This window comes from Rhizobium sp. CF080 (genome assembly GCF_000282095.2).
GTDB lineage: Bacteria > Pseudomonadota > Alphaproteobacteria > Rhizobiales > Rhizobiaceae > Neorhizobium.
Genome location: NZ_AKKC02000015.1, coordinates 59,766 through 77,191 on the forward strand (window position 1 = coordinate 59,766; position 17,426 = coordinate 77,191).

The window sequence follows — 17,426 nt, forward strand, 5'->3', positions numbered from 1 at the left end:
GTGCTCCTCAAGGGTATCAGGTTCCCATCGACACGACGGCATTGACGGCCGCGGCAACAAGGACAGTGTTGAAAAAGAAGGACACGACCGCGTGCAGGAGGTTGATGCGGCGCATGTCGGTCGTGGTGATCTGGACGTCCGACGTCTGGGCGGTCATGCCGATGACGAAGGCGAAATAGAGGAAATCATAGGCGCCGGGTTCGTTGGTCTCGGGGAAATCGAGGCCGCCGCGCCTTGCCTCGTTCTCCTGAGCCTGCTCTTCCGGCCGCCAGAAGAGATGGGCGTAATGCATGGCGAACATGGTGTGGATGGTCAGCCAGCCGAGCACGACCGACGCGAAGGCAAGCGCGACGACGACAAGGCTCGCCGGTTGCGAGCGGTTCAGCGCCTCGAACAGCGAAATGACCGCAGCGGCGACCGCAAGCAAGGTCACGGCGAGGATGACGGGTGCCGGTTCGTCGTCGTTCTGCCCCTTGCCGCGTAGCGTGCCGCCGTCGAGTTTCGGGATGCGCACAGCCATCATTACGAGGTAGATCAGGAAGAAGAGGATGACCGTGATGCCGGGTGCAAGCTCCGGCACATAGAAGATCAGGAACGGCAGGCAGGCGAGCGAAGCGAGCGTCCCGGCGAAGAAAGGCCCATGCCGGTGATAGTTGAGTTTGTGCCAGGCGCTCGGCATCCGGGTTTTCCAATCGCTCACGTGGCTGATTTGGCGCGGCGGCAGAGCCTGTCCAGCGTTTCCAGGAATTTCGACCGGTCGCGCGGCGAAAAGGCGGCGTTGTAGCCTTTGCTCTCGCCGGTTTCCCGCAAATGTGCCCCAAGATCGCGCATGGCGCTCGCCATGCCGATATTGGTCTCGTCGAAGACGCGGCCCGTCGGGCCGGTCACCAGCGCGCCTGCCGCAACACAACGCACGGCAAGCGGCACATCGGCGGTGACGACGATATCGGAGGGTCCGGCGCGTTCGGCGATCCAGTTGTCGGCGGCATCGAAGCCCGCCGAGACGATGACGTTATGCACCATCGGATCGCGGGAGGGACGAAGCCCGGAATTGGCGACGAAGGTCACTTCCAGGCCGTGGCGTTCAGCGACCTTAAGGATCTCGGGCTTGACCGGGCAGGCATCGGCATCGACATAGATTTTTGGCATAGGCTCAATCATCGAAATAACGATGATAGTCTCTAGCCGCATGAAGGAGACGGATCAATTCTACGCCCGAGCCATCGGCGAAAGGATGGTAAATAATGATGTATTTCCGGAACGGAAACATGCGCATCGTCGGGTATTTCGGAAAACGTCGAACACCCAGATGCGGATTGTCGGCGAGGTTTTGATAGCGTTTCTCAAGCTGAAGAATGAATGCATCAGCCTGATCTTGGCTGTCTTTCGCAATAAAATCCCACACTTCACGGAGGTCTTCGATGAATTGTGGACGGCGACTGATCTGTCCCACTGGCAATTATTTCCGCTGGCGGAAACTGGCGAGCAGTTCCTCAGCAGATTCCATCGGAAGGGCGTTGCCGCTCTTAAGGCCTTTTTCAATCCCCTCTTCCAAGCTGGCGATAAAGGCCGAGGCTTCCTTTTCCCGCTCCGCGACAAGCCGCAGGCCGGTCGCGACGACGTCGTTGGCACCATCGAACCGTCCTGATCGAACCAGCTGGTCGATCAGATCCTGCTGCTGCGGTGTCAATGATACGGCGGATGCTGGGGGCATGGTGGCTCCTCGAACGACGGTTCAAGCTAATTTATCAACTCCGCGCCGGTAAGGCTAGGGAGGAGCCTCCGCTCCCCGAGGCGGGAAGCAGTAGATCACCACGCTGCGCCCTCCGTGTACCCGTCAACGACGTTCGGTGCGGCCGGTGACGTGCTGGAAGGGGCAGGCAGCGCAGCCCGACCCGGCGGGCTGCGCGCCGGAATCGGTATCAGGCTACGGCGGTCGTCTGGTCGTCGACCGTCGCGCCGGGTGCGTTCTTCTTGATGGATTCTATGGCCGACACGGCGGAAGCCTTGGCCGAATAACCTTCGGACGAGAACATGGCCTGACCGTTCGGAGCCTTGAAGCGGAAACGGTATTCTCCGGCCTTGTCCTTATAAATTTCGAATTTGTACATCTTCTGCATCTCCCATTCATCGGAGTTGAAATCGTGGACTTATTTGCAGCAATGAAGCGCGTTTCCGGAAAGCACCGATACCGCGCTCAATAGATCACTACGCTGCGAATCGATTCGCCGCCATGCATCAGCTCGAAACCCTTGTTGATGTCTTCGAGCGGCATCGTGTGGGTGATCATCGGATCGATCTCGATCTTGCCCTCCATGTACCAGTCGACGATCTTCGGCACGTCGGTGCGGCCCCGGGCGCCGCCGAAGGCGGTGCCCATCCAGGTGCGGCCGGTGACCAGCTGGAACGGGCGGGTGGAGATTTCCTGGCCGGCGCCGGCAACGCCAATCACCACCGACTTGCCCCAGCCGCGATGCGAGGCTTCGAGCGCCTGGCGCATGACCTTGGTATTGCCGGTGCAGTCGAACGTGTAGTCGGCGCCGCCGATCTGATCGGCGCCGCGCTTCGTCAGGTTGACGAGGTAAGGCACGATATCGCCGTCGACTTCCTTCGGATTGACGAAATGGGTCATGCCGAAGCGTTCGCCCCAGGCCTTCTTGTCGTTGTTGAGGTCGACGCCGATGATCATGTCGGCACCAGCAAGCCGCAGGCCCTGGATGACGTTCAAGCCGATGCCCCCGAGGCCGAAGACGATGGCGGTGGCGCCGATCTCCACCTTGGCGGTGTTGATGACCGCCCCGATGCCGGTCGTCACGCCGCAGCCGATATAGCAGACCTTGTCGAAGGGGGCGTCGGGGTTGATCCTGGCGACCGCGATCTCCGGCAGGACGGTGTAGTTCGCGAAGGTCGAGCAGCCCATGTAGTGGTGGATCTTGTCCTTGCCGATCGAGAAGCGCGAGGTGCCGTCGGGCATCAGGCCCTGGCCCTGGGTGGAGCGGATCGCGGTGCAGAGATTGGTCTTGCGCGACAGGCAGGACGGGCATTCGCGGCATTCCGGCGTATAGAGCGGAATGACATGGTCGCCCTTCTTCACCGAAGTGACGCCAGGACCGACGTCGACGACGATGCCGGCGCCCTCATGGCCGAGGATCGCCGGGAACAGGCCTTCCGGATCGGCCCCTGACAGAGTGAAATCGTCCGTATGGCAGATGCCGGTCGCCTTCACCTCGATGAGCACTTCGCCGGCGCGCGGGCCCTCGAGCTGTACGGTCATGACTTCGAGCGGTTTGCCGGCCTGAACGGCGACGGCGGCGCGGACATCCATGATGTTCTCCCTGGTGCTTTTAAAAACTGTTCGGTGCGGGACTTTTGCACGGTCCGGCGTGACCGCTCAACCCGGAAAAGATTGCCGTGTGTCGCAATTCGGCGAGGGCGGTCAGGGTTCGATCAAGGGCGCATGCGGCGCGACGTGACGGGGCACGAGACCCGTCAGGCGGGGATCGTCGCTGACTTCGACCAGCGTCGCATAGGGGACGAAGCCGGAGCGGCAGTAGAACGGCAAGGCAGCCTGCGAATCATGGGTGCAGGTATGCACCCAGAAACGTCGGATCGGCCGGCTCCAGGCCAGCTCGATTGCATGGTTCATCATGAAGCGTCCGGCGCCCTTGCCGATGGCATCGGACACCAGGCCGAAGAAGGTCAGTTCGCATTCGCCCGCTTCCCGGAAATCCAATTCCAGCATGCCGATCTCCCGGCCATCATCCGTCAACCGATATATCTCGACGAGCGGCTCGGAGAGAATCGCGGTGAGCTTCTCTTCTTCCATCTCCAGCCGGGAAACCCACATCCATTCCTCTCCGACAGCGCGGAAGAGCGCCCGATAGTCGGCAATCGAAGGAGAATGCAAGCGCTGCAGCGAAAGCGATTCCGCGGGCGGATGCGGCGCTTTTTCAGCTGGTCTTGCCAGCATTTCCAGACGCGTCTCGACATTGGCGATCTTGCCGGGAGGAACGAATGAATAGCCGTCGGGAAGGATCAGGTGCTCGGTCATGCGCTTATGGAGCCGTTTCCGGTTCGCCTGTCAACCGAGGCAAATCAACCGAACAGGCGATCGCAGGCGTAGACGAGACCGTAGGAATGGATGGCGACCGCGGCATACAGGCCGAGGCCGGCCATCAGTCGCTCGCCGGGATGCATGGGGTCCAGGCTTTCGCGCGGCTTGACCGACGAGAAGCCCATCAGGCTCATCAGCGTGAAGACAGAGAGCGCGGCGATCAGCGCGGTGGACGACAGGCCGATTCGGTAACCGACCCAGAGCATCAGCAGCGTGATGCCGAAACTGCCGGCGACCAGCAGGCTGCGGGTCGGAAAGATCTGCCTCAGGACCTTGCCGCCGTCGAAGCGGTACATGGGCAGAAGATTGAGAAGGTTGAAGGCGCCGAGGACCAGCAGGAAGACCAGCGCCGGTTCCCCCAGGGATGAAGGAAACACGCGGGTGGCTGAGAATTCGTGGACGGAAATCACCACGGGGACGAGGAAGGCTGACATGCCTGCGCCCATGAGCGCGCAGGTGGCGACCTCGAAGCGGCTGTTGTACGGCCGACCGCCGATGGCGATGCCTCCGAGAAGCGGTACGAAGATCATCCTGACCCGTTCGTGCCCGAAGGCGCGATAGGCCGCCATGTGCCCCAGTTCGTGCAGCACGATGACCAGGGTCAGGATTATGGAGATCGTCAGACCGCCGGCCGTGAGCCCGAAGAAGGGCCAGAGCAGCAGCGTCGACAGGAGGGCTAGACATATCTGGGTCACCGGGTGCTCGATCAGGCCGCCCGCCTTCGGCCGGCCGCTCTCCAGCCAGGCGGTCAGCGACGAAAGCTCGCGGCGGATCATGAAATAGCGGAGCAGGTAGCCTGCCAGGCCGCGATAGGTATCCGTCTGGGCAAGGATCAGCGTGGAGCCGCCTGACGCCGCCGAGACGGCGCGGTATTCCTCGAAATTGCGCCAGAAGGAAATGTCGAGCGCGGTGTCGTCGATCACACGTGCATGGCTCTCGTAACTGTGCCGGACACGATCGACATTCTCCTCCACCTTGAAGATCCGCCGGATCGGTGCACCGTGGCGGTCGGGATGGCTGTAGGCGATCTCGATGCCGCCGCGGTTCTTTTCCGGCTTCGAGGACAGGATCGAGGGGTTCCAGCTCGCCTCCTCGCCGCCGGGATGAAAGGCGCTCCAGAGGCGCTCCGGAGAGACTTCGAGCGTCCGATGCAGCGTGATGGTGCGGCGGCCGACAGGTGCCGCCATCAGCAGCCAGAGCAGGCCGAGATTGATCGTCAGCAACAGGACGGCGGAAACAATGGGCATCATGTCGACCTCCGGAGCCTTTCGGCTTGCGATCGGCCGATCATCCCGGACACCATTAAGGCGATTGATTTTCCGCACGGTTTAGCCAATCGCTCAAATGCGAATGAACAGCCGAGCGAGGTGTTACTACCCGACGGTTCGTCAGGCCGCCGCCTCTTCCGTCAGGCTATGTCCGGCATCGGTCACCAGCCAGGGACCGGAGCGCAGCACTTCCTTCGGTCGTTCGTAGGTCACCACAGCCGCGATCATCTCCCGCCAGGCGGGATGATGGGCTTCAGGATCGGCCATCTCGTCGATCTCGCGCAGGACGAGCGCTTCGAGCGGCGAGAGCATCAGCCGGCCCCGTTCCATCGCGCCGCGCAGCACCCGCCAGACATAGGTGAGATCGTAGGCGGTGATGCCGGCAGAGGCCGGGCGGGCGGCATGATAGGCGCCGCGCGCACCGGGCTCGAAGGCCAGGCGGATCTGGTCGAGTGCAAAGGCCGAGAGGCTTTCCGGCACGTCGGAGGCGACTTCCATGGCATGCAGCAGCAATTCGAGCTCCAGCGCCGAATGAACGGCTCCGTCGGCAGCGATCGTGCGCATCAGCCATGCGGCCTTGGCGTCATCGATGCGCCCCGTCGGCGTGAGATACACCGCCAGGCTTTCGACGAAATAGGTCGACCATTCGGGGCTCGGTTCGGGACAGGAATCATTCAGCGCAAACAGGGCGAGAGCGTCTTCGGAGGAGCGAATGCCATCCGGGAACGCGTATTTGCGCAGCATCAAAATATCGTCGGTCACAATCCGACCCTTCCCGGCGATGACACATGCCGGAAAAGAAAAGCGGAACCCGCTCATCTTCTTTTCTCCGTTTCATCATGAAACTGAATGTGGGGGATAAATGAGAGAAGTTGAGGGGCAGACAAGAAGCGCGGTTAACCGGCGGAAAACAAAGCCGTCAAACCGCTTCGACCTGCGTCGATTTGGAACGTTCCCGCCAGATGATGAACAGGCCGGAGGCAACGATGATGGCGATTCCGAGCCATTTGGAAGCGGTCGGGAAATCGCCGAACAGGGCGTAACCGAGCACCGTCGCCGAGATGATCTCGAAATACTGGAAGGGTGCCAGCAGCGACAGCGGCGCCAGCCGGAAGGCACGCACCACGAGCAGGTGCATATAGCCGGAGATCGAGCCGAGCAGAATCAGCAGGACGAGACCGAGCCAGGAGGCGGGGAGCGACGGCAGAAAATCCTCGGCGCCGGCGCTATCCCCGATCACCAGGGCTGCGGCCATGAACAGCGTGCCGCCGACGCCTGCCATCGTCTGCATCACCAGCGGCGAATCGGCCTCGCCGATCGCGCGGTTGAGGAAGAGGTAGAGCGAGAAGAGGAAGGCGCAGGCGACCGGCAGGAGCGCGGTCCAGCCGAAGATCGCATAGCTCGGCTGGATAACGATCATGGCGCCGCCGAAACCGACGACGATCGCCAGCCACCGCCGCCAGCCGACTTTTTCGCGCAAAAAGATCGCCGACATCATCGTGAGCATGAAGGGCTCGACGAAATAGATGGCGAAGACATCGGCGAGCGGCATGTATTTGACCGCCGCGAAGAACATCAGGCTGGCGGCCGCATGCAGCACACCGCGCAGCAGGTTCATCCAGGGGCGTTTCGGACGGAAGATGGCAGCGCCCGTGAAGACGACGAGCGGCAGGATGCAGACGAGCTGGAAAAAGAAGCGGTAGAAGGTCACCTGGCCGGGCGACATCGACTCGAAGGTCGCCATGTATTTGGCGATGGCATCCATCAGCGGCAGGATGACCATGCAGGTGGCCATGATGGCCATGCCCTTCAGCGGATTTTCAGGTGTGGAAGGGGGCATGCCCGGGACTTTCTAGGAACCGGGTTCTTCAACCACAGCGGTGTGCAATGTTCAAGCCGCGATCAGGCGGCTGCAGGCTCGGAGGCCGTGGCGCCGAAGATTTCCTCGAAGGCTTCGCGCAGGCGCATGTCCACATCGGCCATCATCACCGGAAGCCCGAGATCGACGAGGCTCGTCACGCCGTAAGTGCTGATGCCGCAGGGCACGATGCCGGTGAAATGCGAGAGGTCCGGATCGACATTGAGGGACAGGCCGTGGAAGCTGACCCAGCGGCGCAGGCGGATGCCGAGGGCGGCCACCTTGTCCTCCGCCATCGAACCATCCGGCAGAAGCGGCTTTTCCGGCCGGCGCACCCAGACGCCCACGCGGTCCTCGCGCCGTTCGCCGCGCACGTTCATCATGTCGAGGGTGCGGATCACCAGTTCCTCGAGCGCCGCCACATAGGCGCGCACGTCCTGGCGCCGGCGTTTGAGGTCCAGCATCACGTAAGCCACGCGCTGGCCGGGGCCATGATACGTATATTCGCCGCCGCGGCCTGTGGAAAACACCGGGAACCGGTCCGGCTCGATCAGGTCGGCGGAATTGGCGCTAGTGCCGGCGGTGTAGAGCGGCGGGTGTTCGAGCAGCCAGACGAGCTCGTCGGCACGACCGTCGGCGATCGCCGCCACCTCGCGCTCCATCTCGGCTACCGCATCTTCATATGGAACCAGGCCATCGGAGATTCGCCAGCGCACCGGCGGGGAACCGGCTTGCGGCAGCATGGACAGATTGAGGTCGGTGCGTGTAAGCATGGAAAATCTTCTGGCAAAAACAAATGGGTGCGGCAAGGGGCCGGTTTCGGCCCGGTTTATATAGGCATTCAGACCTGGAATTTTTATCCTTCAAAAATCTGTCACGGCGCACTTGTGCACCCCAAATGCTTTTGCTACATGCAGCCCCGCCGGCGCAAGTCGGCATCTACCACGATGCGGTCGTGGCGGAATTGGTAGACGCGCAGCGTTGAGGTCGCTGTGTCGCAAGACGTGGAAGTTCGAGTCTTCTCGACCGCACCAAGAACCCGGCTTCGGCCGGGTTTTTTGTTGCCGTTTCAACGCGTGCTTGTTTTGTTGGTCAACGTTTCTGAGGCGTTGGACCAATCTATCCCCGACAGAGCAAGTCCTGGCAGGTTCCAGCGCTCAACGCGCCGGGTAGCGCATCTGCAGCTGCAAGACTGTGACTGTATCACGGCAGATCGGACGAACTCCGGCGTGGATTGTGATCACCGTCGTGCTTTTGGTTGGGGCCTGACCTAGTTCGTGCTCTCTTAACAGGAGAGACTCGACTAATGGTTGCGTAACTGCTCTACTGATTGAAGCACGCGAGTCGGGACCACAATGGAAACTGAACTACACAGCATCGCGGAGTCCCTTCGGGCAATCGCGGCAGGCAATTTTGGAAGCTCAGTAACAGCCACTATACCCGCAGCACTCGTTGGTTTTGCAGCAGTGATTTGCGCGGCCTGGGCAAGCGCGTTCTTTAACAGCCGAGTGGCGGCGCGGAATGCTCTACGGGCAGCTCAGCTGGAGATAGCTGTCATTGCTGACGAGCTGGATCGCGTCACTGCAATCCAAACGAGCCATGAAGCCGTAGAATGCAAAGTTGTGGCACTTAGAGGCGAAGCACTGCCAATCTACCGTGCCTCTGCACCTCACATCGTTGCGCTGGATAATGATTCTGCGCTCAGGGTCTTCCGTTTCGCTTCTGCATTCATAACGGTCCCCGCGGCCAGAGGAACAGATATCTTCTACGTCGCTGACCTTAAGCGCTTGTCGGAATTGGCGCGCAGTTCATTCTAATAGGGAGACTTTCATGTACGGGAATGTCCTTAATAACGCGCAGATAACTTCACTTGTCGAAGATCAGAAGAAAATCACGATCTCTGGCTTTCAGAGTAAGCGTCTAAAACTCGCGCACTATCCTCTGACGGCTGGCGGGGTAATCGTGCCAGGAAAAATTGGCGTATCAGGCAAGCGTCAGAAGTCACCTACGCATGACTTGAACGAGCATGGCGACTTTACCTTCAAACCTAATCAGTATGCTATAGTCGAAATCAAGGAGTACCTCCACCTTTGCCCTGGTGTTGTTGGACATTTTCTGCCCTCCTCTAGGCTTATCGAACAGGGCTTTTCGTTGACACTTGGAAAGCTGGATCCTGACTATGGTAATATGACAGAAAAGTACCAACTGGTACGTTTCGGAATCAAAAATATGTTGGATGAAGAAAATCTCTTAGAGAAGAACCAGCCCATTGCGCACATATACTTTATCGACCTGAGAGGCTTGAATAATGCCGAAATAAAATGGGACAGGAGCGAGCTCGAGCGCCTTGCTGCAAGATCCACTGAGTTCGCGATGCGCCTTGCACATGCTGAGGACAATGGCCCCACACATGGTGAAGGTAAGGGGACACCCTGACGAAATGCTAGTTTGATGGATGGCAGAAGCCCGTCGTTTCGGTCACTGGATCACCTCCACATACCCGATTTCCGAAACCCACAGTCCGTCGTTGGTGCGGACTGTAATCAGGGTTCAGTTGCGTCATTGTACCTGTGCTGCAAGGCGAGGACTAGCCCATGGTCGAACTGAAAATCAAGACACGGCCGATCGGCGCGATGGCCATCCTCGGACGCACCGGTCACCCCCAGGTGACGAGCGAGACGAACGGGCATGTGGACGTGGTCACCGGCGCTTCCGAGCCCGGCTTCAATCCGCTCGACCTGATGTTCTCGTCGCTTGCCGCCTGCCTGGTGCTCAGCGGCCGGATCGCCGCGAGCAAGCTCGGCATCCTCGAGAGGCTCTCTGAGGTGAGGGTGCATGTGACAGGCGAAAAGGCCCACGAAGGGCCGTCGCGCATCACCAAATTCATCGTGGATTTCCGCGTCGAAGGGGAGTTCGACGACGAAGAAAAAAAGCAGATCGCCCATATTGCCGAGGAAATCTGCACCGTCAGCAATACGCTGAAGAGTTCGCCGGATATCTTGCTGACGATCTGTTAGGGGCCGGCACGCCCCTTAGTCGTCGTCGGGAATGTGGCTGTCGACACCTTCGAGGCGCAGGTTGTTGACCAGTTCGCGGACGCCGGCGACGCGCTGGATCCGGCGGGCGATCTTGCGTGAGGTCACCGCATCGTCGACGGCGCCTTCGAGCGTGACGGTGCCGTCCTCCACATGCACGTCGATCGACGCCATGTCGATCATATCGAGTTCCTCGATCGCGTCGGTGACCCGCTCTTCCAGATCGTCGGCCTCTTCAATGCCCTTCGTGCCCGGGCGAATGGTATCGACCAGCCGCTCTTCCGAGCCGTCGCGCTCGACGCTGTCCACCTGATAGCCACGATTGCGTTCCGCGTCGAAATTAGCCTTGGGATCGCCATAGGCGGCATTGTCGACGGGGCGGGCGCCGGTTGCGTCGTCATAGGGCCAGCCGTCATCGATATTTCGGTCATCGTAGTCGCGGAAATCTTCTTCGCGGGAAATATCGTCAGCTTTTTTCTTGCCCGGCACGAGCGCCTCCTGTCATTCCAAAATGGACCCGGCGCACCCCCAATTCACAAAAGGCTGGTGCGCCGGGTTTTCGCTTCAATGGCTCGTGGATGCGCCATTCTTGTTACCCGTCAGGGTCAGATGGCTTTCGACATCATGTACGCCATCCACTGTTTCCGCGCTCAATACGGCCTTCCTGGCCGAGAACACGGTATCGACGGAACCCTCGAGGACAACCTTGGTTCCCTCGGCATGGGGTTCGATCGTCGATGAGTCGACGTCCGGCAGTGTGGCCAGACGCTCGGATACTTGTCGTTCGAGTTCGGCTGCGGTCTTGTCTGCTGTCGCATTCATGGTCGTAGCTCCTCGCTGGGCTTGCGACCTCACAACGGGCGAACGCGGATTTGGTTCGGTCCGGGATTTTTATTTTCCCTTGTCCCATTTGCGCAGCAGCCGATCGCGCTTCAGGCGGGACAGCCGTTTCAGCCAGAAGATCCCGTCGAGCTGGTCGATCTCGTGCTGCATGCAGATGGAATAGAAGCCCTCGGCGTCCTCTTCGTGGACGGCACCGTCGAGATCCTGATAGCGGAACCGGATCCTTTTCGGGCGTTCGATCTCGTCGTTTGCCCCGGGCATGGAGACGCTGCCTTCCATATGCCGCATGAGCTCGTCCGAAGAGACCAGGATTTCCGGATTTGCGTAGAAGCGCGGACCGCTTTGCTTCGACAGTTCCAGCACCACGAGCCGGGTGAAGACGCCGACATGCGCGGCGGTGATGCCGACGCCGGGTGCTGCCCGCATCGTATCGAGAAGGTCGTGGGCCAGCGCAGTCAAGCTCGGGTCGAAGATGGTGACCGGTTCACAGGAGGTGGACAGGCCCGGATCGGGATATTTCAGGATGGTTCGGATGGCCAATTTTCGAACTCCTCTCGCCGCTTCTTAAGGTTCCGGTAGGCCGGTTTTAGTATCCTCGTGCAGCGCACTCTGGACCCGGTGCGGCAATTGTTCTAGCAGGAAAAACGGTGGCATGAGCAATAGCGCCGGGTGCAGCTATCCGGTTGTTGACAATATGTTTTTTGCCGCCATTCTCCTTTTGTCAAATACCAGCAGCGAGGGCGGCAGATGAGCGATATCGGCGAGGACGACCGCCTGCGCACAAAGACCGACGATGCCGGTGACGACATCTATTCCGAGGACGGCTCGATCCGCGCCGACTTCCTGGCCATGGTCGGGGCGGCAATCGCCGATCGCGACACGCTTTTCCTGCGCAGCCACGTGGCGCGCCTGCACGAATCGGAACTCGGCGACCTGCTCGAAGCCATCCTGCCCGACCAGCGCCATGCGCTCGTGCGGTTGCTCGGCGACGATTTCGACCTGACTGCGCTGACCGAAGTCGACGAAAACATCCGCATGGAGATCGTCGATCAGATGTCGAACGCGCAGATCGCGGCGGCGATCGGCGAACTCGATTCGGACGACGCGGTCTACATTCTAGAAGACCTCGACCACGAGGACCGGGAAGAAATTCTCGCGCAACTGCCGTTCACCGAGCGGGTGAGGCTGCGCCGCGCGCTCGACTATCCCGAGCAGTCGGCCGGCCGCCGCATGCAGACGGAATTCGTCGCGGTGCCGCCGTTCTGGACCGTCGGCCAGACGATCGACTACATGCGCGACGAAGAGGACCTGCCGGAGAGCTTTACCCAGATCTTCGTGATCGACCCGACCTTCAAGCTGCTCGGCGTGCTCGACCTCGACCGCATCCTGCGCGCCAAGCGGCAGGTGAAGATCGAGACGATCATGCGGGAGACGAACTACCCTATTCCGGCCGACATGGACCAGGAAGAGGCAGCCCGGCTCTTCGAGCAATACGACCTGCTCTCGGCCGCCGTCGTCGACGAGAACGGCCGGCTGGTTGGCGTTCTGACCATCGACGACGTGGTCGACGTCATCCAGGAAGAGGCGGAAGAGGACATCATGCGCCTCTCCGGCGTCGGCGACGAAGAACTGTCCGACTCGGTGCGGGAAACTTCGCGGTCGCGGGTGCCCTGGCTGCTGGTCAATCTGTTCACCGCCTTCATTTCCGCCTCGGTGATCTCGCTGTTCGAAGCGACGATCGAAGAGGTGGTGGCACTCGCCATCCTGATGCCGATCGTTGCCGGCATGGGCGGCAATGCCGGCTCGCAGACGATGACGGTGACGGTGCGGGCGCTCGCGACCCGCAATCTCGACATTCACAATGCCTGGCGCGTCGCGCGACGCGAGGCTGGCGTCGGGCTGATCAACGGCGTGGTGATCGGCTGTCTCGTCGGCACCGTGGCGGGGCTCTGGTTCCACGACGTCCATATCGGCGGGCTGATCGCCACCGCCATGCTGATCAACATGTTCGCGGCCGCCATGGCCGGCATCATGATCCCCCTGCTGCTCGACCGGGCCGGTGCCGATCCGGCGGTATCGTCGGCGGTGTTCGTCACGGCGATTACCGATACGACCGGTTTCTTCTCGTTCCTGGGATTGGCGACTTGGTGGTTCATGACGAGCTGAGCTCAAAAATTGACTGTTACGTAAAAGTCAATTAGTTTGGCTGACGAGTAGCAGGACATGATCGTGAACAAGTATTATAGCATTACGGAGCTGACGCGTGAATTCGGGGTCTCGACCCGCACGCTGCGCTTCTATGAGGACGAGGGTCTGATCCACCCCGAGCGCCGGGGCCGCACGCGGCTTTTCCGGGCAACGGATCGCCGGCTGATCCAGGAAATCCTGCGCGGCCGCCGGATCGGCTTCACGATCGCCGAGATCCGCGAAATCATCCAGGTCTACAAGGAACCACCGGGAGAGCTGGGGCAGCTCAAGCTCCTGATGACGCGCCTCGACGAGAAGCGCAACGACCTGCGCCAGAAGCGCAAGGATATCGACGACACGCTGACGGAACTCGACAATGTCGAGGAAGCCTGCCTGACCCGGCTTGCGGAAATCGGCGTCGGGACCTGATCTCCCACAATCCGGCTATTGCGCCTCGATCGAGCATTGCTCGGCGAGCGACTGCACCCGCTCGTCCTGCGGGGCGATGGTGCCGGATTGCAGCGGCGTCATCAGCGACTGGGCGATCAGCTTGTCGGCCGTGCAACCGCAGAATTTCTGGCAGAGGCCGCGGTCGTTGCCCTGGCCGGTGCATCCCGCTTCGCAGCTTCGGACGTAGCCGATCCGCGGGTCCGGCGGCGGGGCGGGGTGGACGAGCGAAAAGAGATAGACGAGCGCGATCAGCACCGGCTGATGGACGAGATAGACGATCAGGCTGTGGCGACCGGCCTTGGAAAGCAGGTTCGGCTCAGTCTGGACCGCCGCGAGTCTCGGCAACCATTTCCTCGATAACGCGATGCGCGCGACCGTCACCCCGGCCAGCAGGGCAGCGATCCAGGGAAACAGCGGCACATAGTCGTTCGACCGGGGCGGGATCTCGGCAAAGCCGAGCCAGCTCAGGTAACGGGCGTCGAACAGGGCCGAATCCAGGGCGCCGGGCAAAAGGCTGTAGTCGACGATCATCGCTGCGATGACCAGAACGACAATCGCGCCGGTCAGAAACGGGGGCAGGCGCAGGAAGGCGAGGCCGATCAGGCTCGACAGCGCGATATTGTGCAGAATGCCGAAATAGATCCACTCGCTCGGAAAGGCGATGAGTGTCGCGATGCTGATTGCGAGGGCCGCACCCGCGACCATGGCGAAACGCTTCCAGAAGGAGTGCCAGCGGATCTTCGGGAAGTGCGCGAGGACGAGGCTCACGCCCGCCAGGAACAAGAAGGAACTGGCGATCAAGCGGGCATAGACCTTGAAGACGCCCTGGGTCGCCGTGCCAGGATCGACATAACCGAAAAACTCGAGATCCCAGGTAAAGTGATAGGTCGCCATGGCGATGAGGGCGACGCCGCGCAGCGTATCGATCAGCGTGATGCGGGGCGTGCGCGGGGCGGGGTTCTGGGCTTCGGCAACAGTCACTGCTTGTCTTTCCGGATCAGTTTCAGGGCGTCCCGCGGTCCATGATCGCCAGCCGGGCCTCGGAGAAATACTGGCGGCGGGTGAGTACGACGACCACGACAATGGTCATGGCGATGAACATATAGGGCCCAATGAACCAACCGAGATAGCCGACCGACAAAAAGAGCGCCCGCAGGCCCGAATTGAAATGGCCGGCCGCGATCGTGTTCATCCGCACCACCTGGTCGGCCGCCCGTTCGGCTGCGGCGCGGTCGGCATGGGTGTCGTGCATCATCGGCAGGGCGCCGAAGAGAATGGTGCAGTAGTTGAACAGCCGGTAGGACCAGCCGAACTTGAAGAAGGAATAACCGAACAGGAAGGTGAGCCCGGCGACCTTGAGTTCGAAGGCGGTGCGGCCACCGTAAGCGACGAAGGGCAGGTCGCGGAAGACCGCCTCGACCTGTTCGGTGGCACCCAGCAGCGCGAAACAGCCGCCGATCGCGAAGATCGACGTGGAGGCGAAGAAGGCGGTGCCGTTCTGCAGGCCCGCTAAAATCTGAGTGTCAATCATCTTCAGGTCGCGGCGGAGCGAATTGTAGATCCACTCCTTCCGCCGTTCGGCCATCGCCCGGTTGAGGCTGGCACGCGGAAAGAGCCGCGAGCCGGAGCCGGCGGTCACCCAGGAATAGAGGGACCAAAGGACGGCAAAGAGGGCAAGCGCAATATAGTCAGCGTTCGTCATAGGCTTCACCGGTCTGGAATCGGTCTTGATCCGTCCCGTCATGCTTTGTTTCGGTTTCGGCGGCAAGCCTCATGCATCCGGATGGAACCTCAAACAGCGCGCGGCGTTACGAATGCGACCACTTAAAGGCCTCCGCCGTGTTTTCGCCATTTTCCGGATTGCGAAGGCGGCGGGATTTTAATAGACCATTAGGGATGACGATCCGGAGCGGACGTTGATCGATGCGGCAGGAACCTGGAGACCACATGGAAGATACGGCGCAGAAGTCCTGCTGGGGCGTGACCTTCAAGGCGCTCCTGGGATTTGCAGGGGTTTTGGCTCTCGCGTATCTGCTCGGCGCCATCTGATCGTCCCATGATCCGATTGTCGCGGTGAAATTCCGGAATTTCGGTCCTCGGCGTGGTATTCGTACCGCGCCGTTTCTATTTTAAGATCATGTCGCGGCCGTTTCACCGGATGTCGGGCAACCGCCAAGGCATGGCGGCGGTCTGACATAGGCTTGGACATCATCTCATTACCGCACGGATCCCCATGTTCCTGTCCGTTTTCGACGTCTTCAAGATTGGTATCGGCCCTTCGAGCTCGCACACGATGGGACCGATGTCGGCCGCCAACCGGTTCCTGGAGCTCATCCTGTCCAATGACTGGCCGCGGCCGACCGGCGCGCATGTCGCGGCGCTGAAGGTGAGCCTGCATGGTTCGCTGGCGTTCACCGGCATCGGCCATGGCACGGGCAGGGCGGTGATCCTGGGCCTCGTCGGCGAGGAACCGCACAAGGTCGATCCTGATCGGATGGACGAGATCATCGCCGATGTGGAGCGGACGGGCCGTGTGGCGCCGCCCGGCCATCCCGCTTATGACTTCCAGCCGAAGACCGACCTGATTTTCGACAAGAAGCAGCCGTTGCCGGGCCACGCCAACGGCATGAGCTTTTCCGCCTTCGACCGGTACGACCGGCTGCTGCTGAAGCGGATCTACTATTCGATCGGCGGCGGTTTCGTGGTGACCGACACCGAGCTGGACGCGATGCGTACGCCCAAGAAAACGGCCGCCGACTCGCGCATTCCCTATCCGTTCGCATCCGCCAAGCAGATGTTGGACATGGCGCGCGGTTCGGGCCTGACGATCGCCCAGATGAAGCGGGCCAACGAGGAAACAAAGATGAGTTCCGCAGAGCTCGAGGCCGGCCTCGACCGCATCTGGGAGGCGATGTCGAGCTGTATCGACCGCGGCCTAAAGGTTGACGGGATAATGCCGGGCGGGCTGAAGGTGAAGCGCCGGGCGAGGGCGATCCACGACAAGCTGAACGAGGAATGGCGCAGCAACCGGCTGAACCCGCTGCTCGCCAACGACTGGCTGAGTGTCTATGCGATGGCGGTCAACGAGGAAAATGCCGGCGGCGGGCGCGTCGTCACCGCGCCGACCAATGGCGCGGCGGGCGTCATCCCGGCGACGGTGCGTTATTACCTGCATTTCCACGACGACGCGACGCAGGCAGACGTCCATAACTTCCTGCTGACTGCGGCCGCCATCGGCGGCATCATCAAGCACAATGCCTCGATCTCGGGCGCCGAAGTCGGCTGTCAGGGCGAAGTGGGCTCGGCCGCCGCCATGGCTGCGGCGGGGCTTGCGGCCGTCATGGGCGGCTCGCCGGAGCAGATCGAGAACGCCGCCGAGATCGCGCTGGAACACCATCTCGGCATGACCTGCGATCCGATCGCGGGCCTCGTGCAGGTGCCCTGCATCGAGCGCAACGCGCTCGGCGCGGTCAAGGCGGTCACGGCAGCCTCGCTCGCCATCAAGGGCGACGGGACGCATTTCGTGCCGCTCGACGCCTGTATCGAGACCATGCGCCAGACCGGCAACGACATGAGCGAGAAATACAAGGAAACCTCGACCGGCGGCCTCGCCGTCAACGTCGTCGAGTGCTGAGCCGCAGCGTCACTGTGGAGTGGCCGGCACAAAGGCT

At 61.2% G+C, this 17,426-nt stretch carries 22 protein-coding genes and 1 tRNA gene; 7 read left to right on the forward strand and 16 right to left on the reverse strand.

The features are described from left to right. Positions 1-16 precede the first annotated feature (16 nt). The 11 genes from PMI07_RS27250 to lipB all read right to left on the reverse strand — a co-directional run bounded on the left by PMI07_RS27250 (position 17) and on the right by lipB (position 8,013). The gene (locus tag PMI07_RS27250; RefSeq protein ID WP_007760401.1) at positions 17-679 is read right to left on the reverse strand and encodes a DUF1345 domain-containing protein; all 663 of its coding nucleotides are present in this window, start codon (positions 677-679) and stop codon (positions 17-19) included. 17 nt (positions 680-696) lie between these two features. Further along, positions 697-1,149: a YaiI/YqxD family protein gene (locus PMI07_RS27255; protein WP_037088520.1), complete on the reverse strand. Its 453-nt coding sequence runs from the start codon at positions 1,147-1,149 to the stop codon at positions 697-699. 4 nt (positions 1,150-1,153) lie between these two features. After that, positions 1,154-1,453 carry a type II toxin-antitoxin system RelE/ParE family toxin gene (locus PMI07_RS34545; RefSeq protein ID WP_197032568.1) on the reverse strand — a complete coding sequence of 100 codons (300 nt, stop codon included), beginning with the start codon at positions 1,451-1,453 and terminating at the stop codon, positions 1,154-1,156. 6 nt (positions 1,454-1,459) lie between these two features. Further along, a complete protein-coding gene (locus PMI07_RS34550; RefSeq protein WP_007760412.1) occupies positions 1,460-1,714 on the reverse strand; it encodes a type II toxin-antitoxin system ParD family antitoxin in 255 nt (84 codons plus the stop codon). A 208-nt stretch (positions 1,715-1,922) separates the two neighbouring features. Then, on the reverse strand, positions 1,923-2,111 hold the full coding sequence (locus PMI07_RS27265; RefSeq protein WP_007760415.1) for a YegP family protein: 189 nt from the start codon (positions 2,109-2,111) through the stop codon (positions 1,923-1,925). Between the two features lie 86 nt (positions 2,112-2,197). Then, positions 2,198-3,325 carry an S-(hydroxymethyl)glutathione dehydrogenase/class III alcohol dehydrogenase gene (locus PMI07_RS27270; protein WP_007760417.1) on the reverse strand — a complete coding sequence of 376 codons (1,128 nt, stop codon included), beginning with the start codon at positions 3,323-3,325 and terminating at the stop codon, positions 2,198-2,200. A 111-nt stretch (positions 3,326-3,436) separates the two neighbouring features. Beyond that, on the reverse strand, positions 3,437-4,051 hold the full coding sequence (locus PMI07_RS27275) for a GNAT family N-acetyltransferase (protein ID WP_007760420.1): 615 nt from the start codon (positions 4,049-4,051) through the stop codon (positions 3,437-3,439). A 44-nt stretch (positions 4,052-4,095) separates the two neighbouring features. Continuing rightward, a complete protein-coding gene (locus PMI07_RS27280; protein ID WP_024164202.1) occupies positions 4,096-5,364 on the reverse strand; it encodes a hypothetical protein in 1,269 nt (422 codons plus the stop codon). A gap of 138 nt (positions 5,365-5,502) precedes the next feature. Then, positions 5,503-6,144 (reverse strand): hypothetical protein, encoded by a 642-nt coding sequence (locus PMI07_RS27285; protein ID WP_155956660.1) that lies wholly within the window; start codon positions 6,142-6,144, stop codon positions 5,503-5,505. Positions 6,145-6,301: 157 nt separating this feature from the next. After that, on the reverse strand, positions 6,302-7,222 hold the full coding sequence (locus PMI07_RS27290; protein ID WP_007758261.1) for a DMT family transporter: 921 nt from the start codon (positions 7,220-7,222) through the stop codon (positions 6,302-6,304). Positions 7,223-7,284: 62 nt separating this feature from the next. Next, the gene (gene lipB, locus PMI07_RS27295) at positions 7,285-8,013 is read right to left on the reverse strand and encodes a lipoyl(octanoyl) transferase LipB (protein ID WP_007758260.1); all 729 of its coding nucleotides are present in this window, start codon (positions 8,011-8,013) and stop codon (positions 7,285-7,287) included. 176 nt (positions 8,014-8,189) lie between these two features. Here lipB and PMI07_RS27300 point away from each other — a divergent pair. The 4 genes from PMI07_RS27300 to PMI07_RS27315 all read left to right on the forward strand — a co-directional run bounded on the left by PMI07_RS27300 (position 8,190) and on the right by PMI07_RS27315 (position 10,257). Then, positions 8,190-8,274: transfer RNA gene (locus PMI07_RS27300), tRNA-Leu, on the forward strand. 321 nt (positions 8,275-8,595) lie between these two features. Beyond that, positions 8,596-9,057 carry a hypothetical protein gene (locus PMI07_RS35525; protein WP_037088524.1) on the forward strand — a complete coding sequence of 154 codons (462 nt, stop codon included), beginning with the start codon at positions 8,596-8,598 and terminating at the stop codon, positions 9,055-9,057. Between the two features lie 13 nt (positions 9,058-9,070). Then, positions 9,071-9,676: a hypothetical protein gene (locus tag PMI07_RS27310; RefSeq protein ID WP_007758259.1), complete on the forward strand. Its 606-nt coding sequence runs from the start codon at positions 9,071-9,073 to the stop codon at positions 9,674-9,676. Positions 9,677-9,834: 158 nt separating this feature from the next. Beyond that, positions 9,835-10,257: an OsmC family protein gene (locus PMI07_RS27315; RefSeq protein ID WP_007758258.1), complete on the forward strand. Its 423-nt coding sequence runs from the start codon at positions 9,835-9,837 to the stop codon at positions 10,255-10,257. Between the two features lie 15 nt (positions 10,258-10,272). Here PMI07_RS27315 and PMI07_RS27320 read toward each other — a convergent pair whose 3' ends face one another. From PMI07_RS27320 to PMI07_RS27330, 3 genes are all read right to left on the reverse strand, one after another. Next, positions 10,273-10,764, reverse strand: coding sequence for a BON domain-containing protein (locus PMI07_RS27320; RefSeq protein WP_007758253.1), 492 nt, complete (start codon positions 10,762-10,764; stop codon positions 10,273-10,275). A 75-nt stretch (positions 10,765-10,839) separates the two neighbouring features. After that, on the reverse strand, positions 10,840-11,097 hold the full coding sequence (locus tag PMI07_RS27325; RefSeq protein ID WP_007758252.1) for a BON domain-containing protein: 258 nt from the start codon (positions 11,095-11,097) through the stop codon (positions 10,840-10,842). Positions 11,098-11,166: 69 nt separating this feature from the next. Further along, positions 11,167-11,658 carry a peptide deformylase gene (locus PMI07_RS27330; RefSeq protein ID WP_007758244.1) on the reverse strand — a complete coding sequence of 164 codons (492 nt, stop codon included), beginning with the start codon at positions 11,656-11,658 and terminating at the stop codon, positions 11,167-11,169. Positions 11,659-11,865: 207 nt separating this feature from the next. Here PMI07_RS27330 and mgtE point away from each other — a divergent pair, with 207 nt between their 5' ends. Beyond that, entirely contained in the window at positions 11,866-13,284 is a 1,419-nt protein-coding gene (mgtE, locus tag PMI07_RS27335) for a magnesium transporter (protein ID WP_024164204.1), read from the forward strand. A 57-nt stretch (positions 13,285-13,341) separates the two neighbouring features. Continuing rightward, complete coding sequence (locus tag PMI07_RS27340) at positions 13,342-13,734, forward strand: MerR family DNA-binding transcriptional regulator (RefSeq protein ID WP_007770768.1); 393 nt, start codon at positions 13,342-13,344, stop codon at positions 13,732-13,734. A 15-nt stretch (positions 13,735-13,749) separates the two neighbouring features. Here PMI07_RS27340 and PMI07_RS27345 read toward each other — a convergent pair whose 3' ends face one another. Together PMI07_RS27345 and PMI07_RS27350 are read right to left on the reverse strand one after the other, a co-directional pair. Beyond that, the gene (locus PMI07_RS27345; RefSeq protein ID WP_007770765.1) at positions 13,750-14,736 is read right to left on the reverse strand and encodes a DUF1624 domain-containing protein; all 987 of its coding nucleotides are present in this window, start codon (positions 14,734-14,736) and stop codon (positions 13,750-13,752) included. Positions 14,737-14,758: 22 nt separating this feature from the next. Further along, entirely contained in the window at positions 14,759-15,457 is a 699-nt protein-coding gene (locus PMI07_RS27350; protein ID WP_037088647.1) for a DUF599 family protein, read from the reverse strand. Between the two features lie 531 nt (positions 15,458-15,988). Between PMI07_RS27350 and PMI07_RS27355 the strand changes: the two genes are divergently transcribed. Beyond that, positions 15,989-17,389 carry an L-serine ammonia-lyase gene (locus PMI07_RS27355; RefSeq protein WP_024164206.1) on the forward strand — a complete coding sequence of 467 codons (1,401 nt, stop codon included), beginning with the start codon at positions 15,989-15,991 and terminating at the stop codon, positions 17,387-17,389. The last annotated feature ends 37 nt before the right edge of the window (positions 17,390-17,426 follow it).

Excerpts from the sequence above, each read along its gene's own strand:
- PMI07_RS27250 (WP_007760401.1), bottom strand. The coding sequence starts at position 679 with ATGCCGAGCGCCTGGCACAAACTCAACTATCACCGGCATGGGCCTTTC.
- PMI07_RS27255 (WP_037088520.1), bottom strand. The coding sequence starts at position 1,149 with ATGCCAAAAATCTATGTCGATGCCGATGCCTGCCCGGTCAAGCCCGAG.
- PMI07_RS34550 (WP_007760412.1), bottom strand. The coding sequence starts at position 1,714 with ATGCCCCCAGCATCCGCCGTATCATTGACACCGCAGCAGCAGGATCTG.
- PMI07_RS27265 (WP_007760415.1), bottom strand. The coding sequence starts at position 2,111 with ATGTACAAATTCGAAATTTATAAGGACAAGGCCGGAGAATACCGTTTC.
- PMI07_RS27270 (WP_007760417.1), bottom strand. The coding sequence starts at position 3,325 with ATGGATGTCCGCGCCGCCGTCGCCGTTCAGGCCGGCAAACCGCTCGAA.
- PMI07_RS27275 (WP_007760420.1), bottom strand. The coding sequence starts at position 4,051 with ATGACCGAGCACCTGATCCTTCCCGACGGCTATTCATTCGTTCCTCCC.
- PMI07_RS27280 (WP_024164202.1), bottom strand. The coding sequence starts at position 5,364 with ATGATGCCCATTGTTTCCGCCGTCCTGTTGCTGACGATCAATCTCGGC.
- PMI07_RS27290 (WP_007758261.1), bottom strand. The coding sequence starts at position 7,222 with ATGCCCCCTTCCACACCTGAAAATCCGCTGAAGGGCATGGCCATCATG.
- lipB (WP_007758260.1), bottom strand. The coding sequence starts at position 8,013 with ATGCTTACACGCACCGACCTCAATCTGTCCATGCTGCCGCAAGCCGGT.
- PMI07_RS35525 (WP_037088524.1), top strand. The coding sequence starts at position 8,596 with ATGGAAACTGAACTACACAGCATCGCGGAGTCCCTTCGGGCAATCGCG.
- PMI07_RS27310 (WP_007758259.1), top strand. The coding sequence starts at position 9,071 with ATGTACGGGAATGTCCTTAATAACGCGCAGATAACTTCACTTGTCGAA.
- PMI07_RS27315 (WP_007758258.1), top strand. The coding sequence starts at position 9,835 with ATGGTCGAACTGAAAATCAAGACACGGCCGATCGGCGCGATGGCCATC.
- PMI07_RS27325 (WP_007758252.1), bottom strand. The coding sequence starts at position 11,097 with ATGAATGCGACAGCAGACAAGACCGCAGCCGAACTCGAACGACAAGTA.
- mgtE (WP_024164204.1), top strand. The coding sequence starts at position 11,866 with ATGAGCGATATCGGCGAGGACGACCGCCTGCGCACAAAGACCGACGAT.
- PMI07_RS27340 (WP_007770768.1), top strand. The coding sequence starts at position 13,342 with ATGATCGTGAACAAGTATTATAGCATTACGGAGCTGACGCGTGAATTC.
- PMI07_RS27350 (WP_037088647.1), bottom strand. The coding sequence starts at position 15,457 with ATGACGAACGCTGACTATATTGCGCTTGCCCTCTTTGCCGTCCTTTGG.
- PMI07_RS27355 (WP_024164206.1), top strand. The coding sequence starts at position 15,989 with ATGTTCCTGTCCGTTTTCGACGTCTTCAAGATTGGTATCGGCCCTTCG.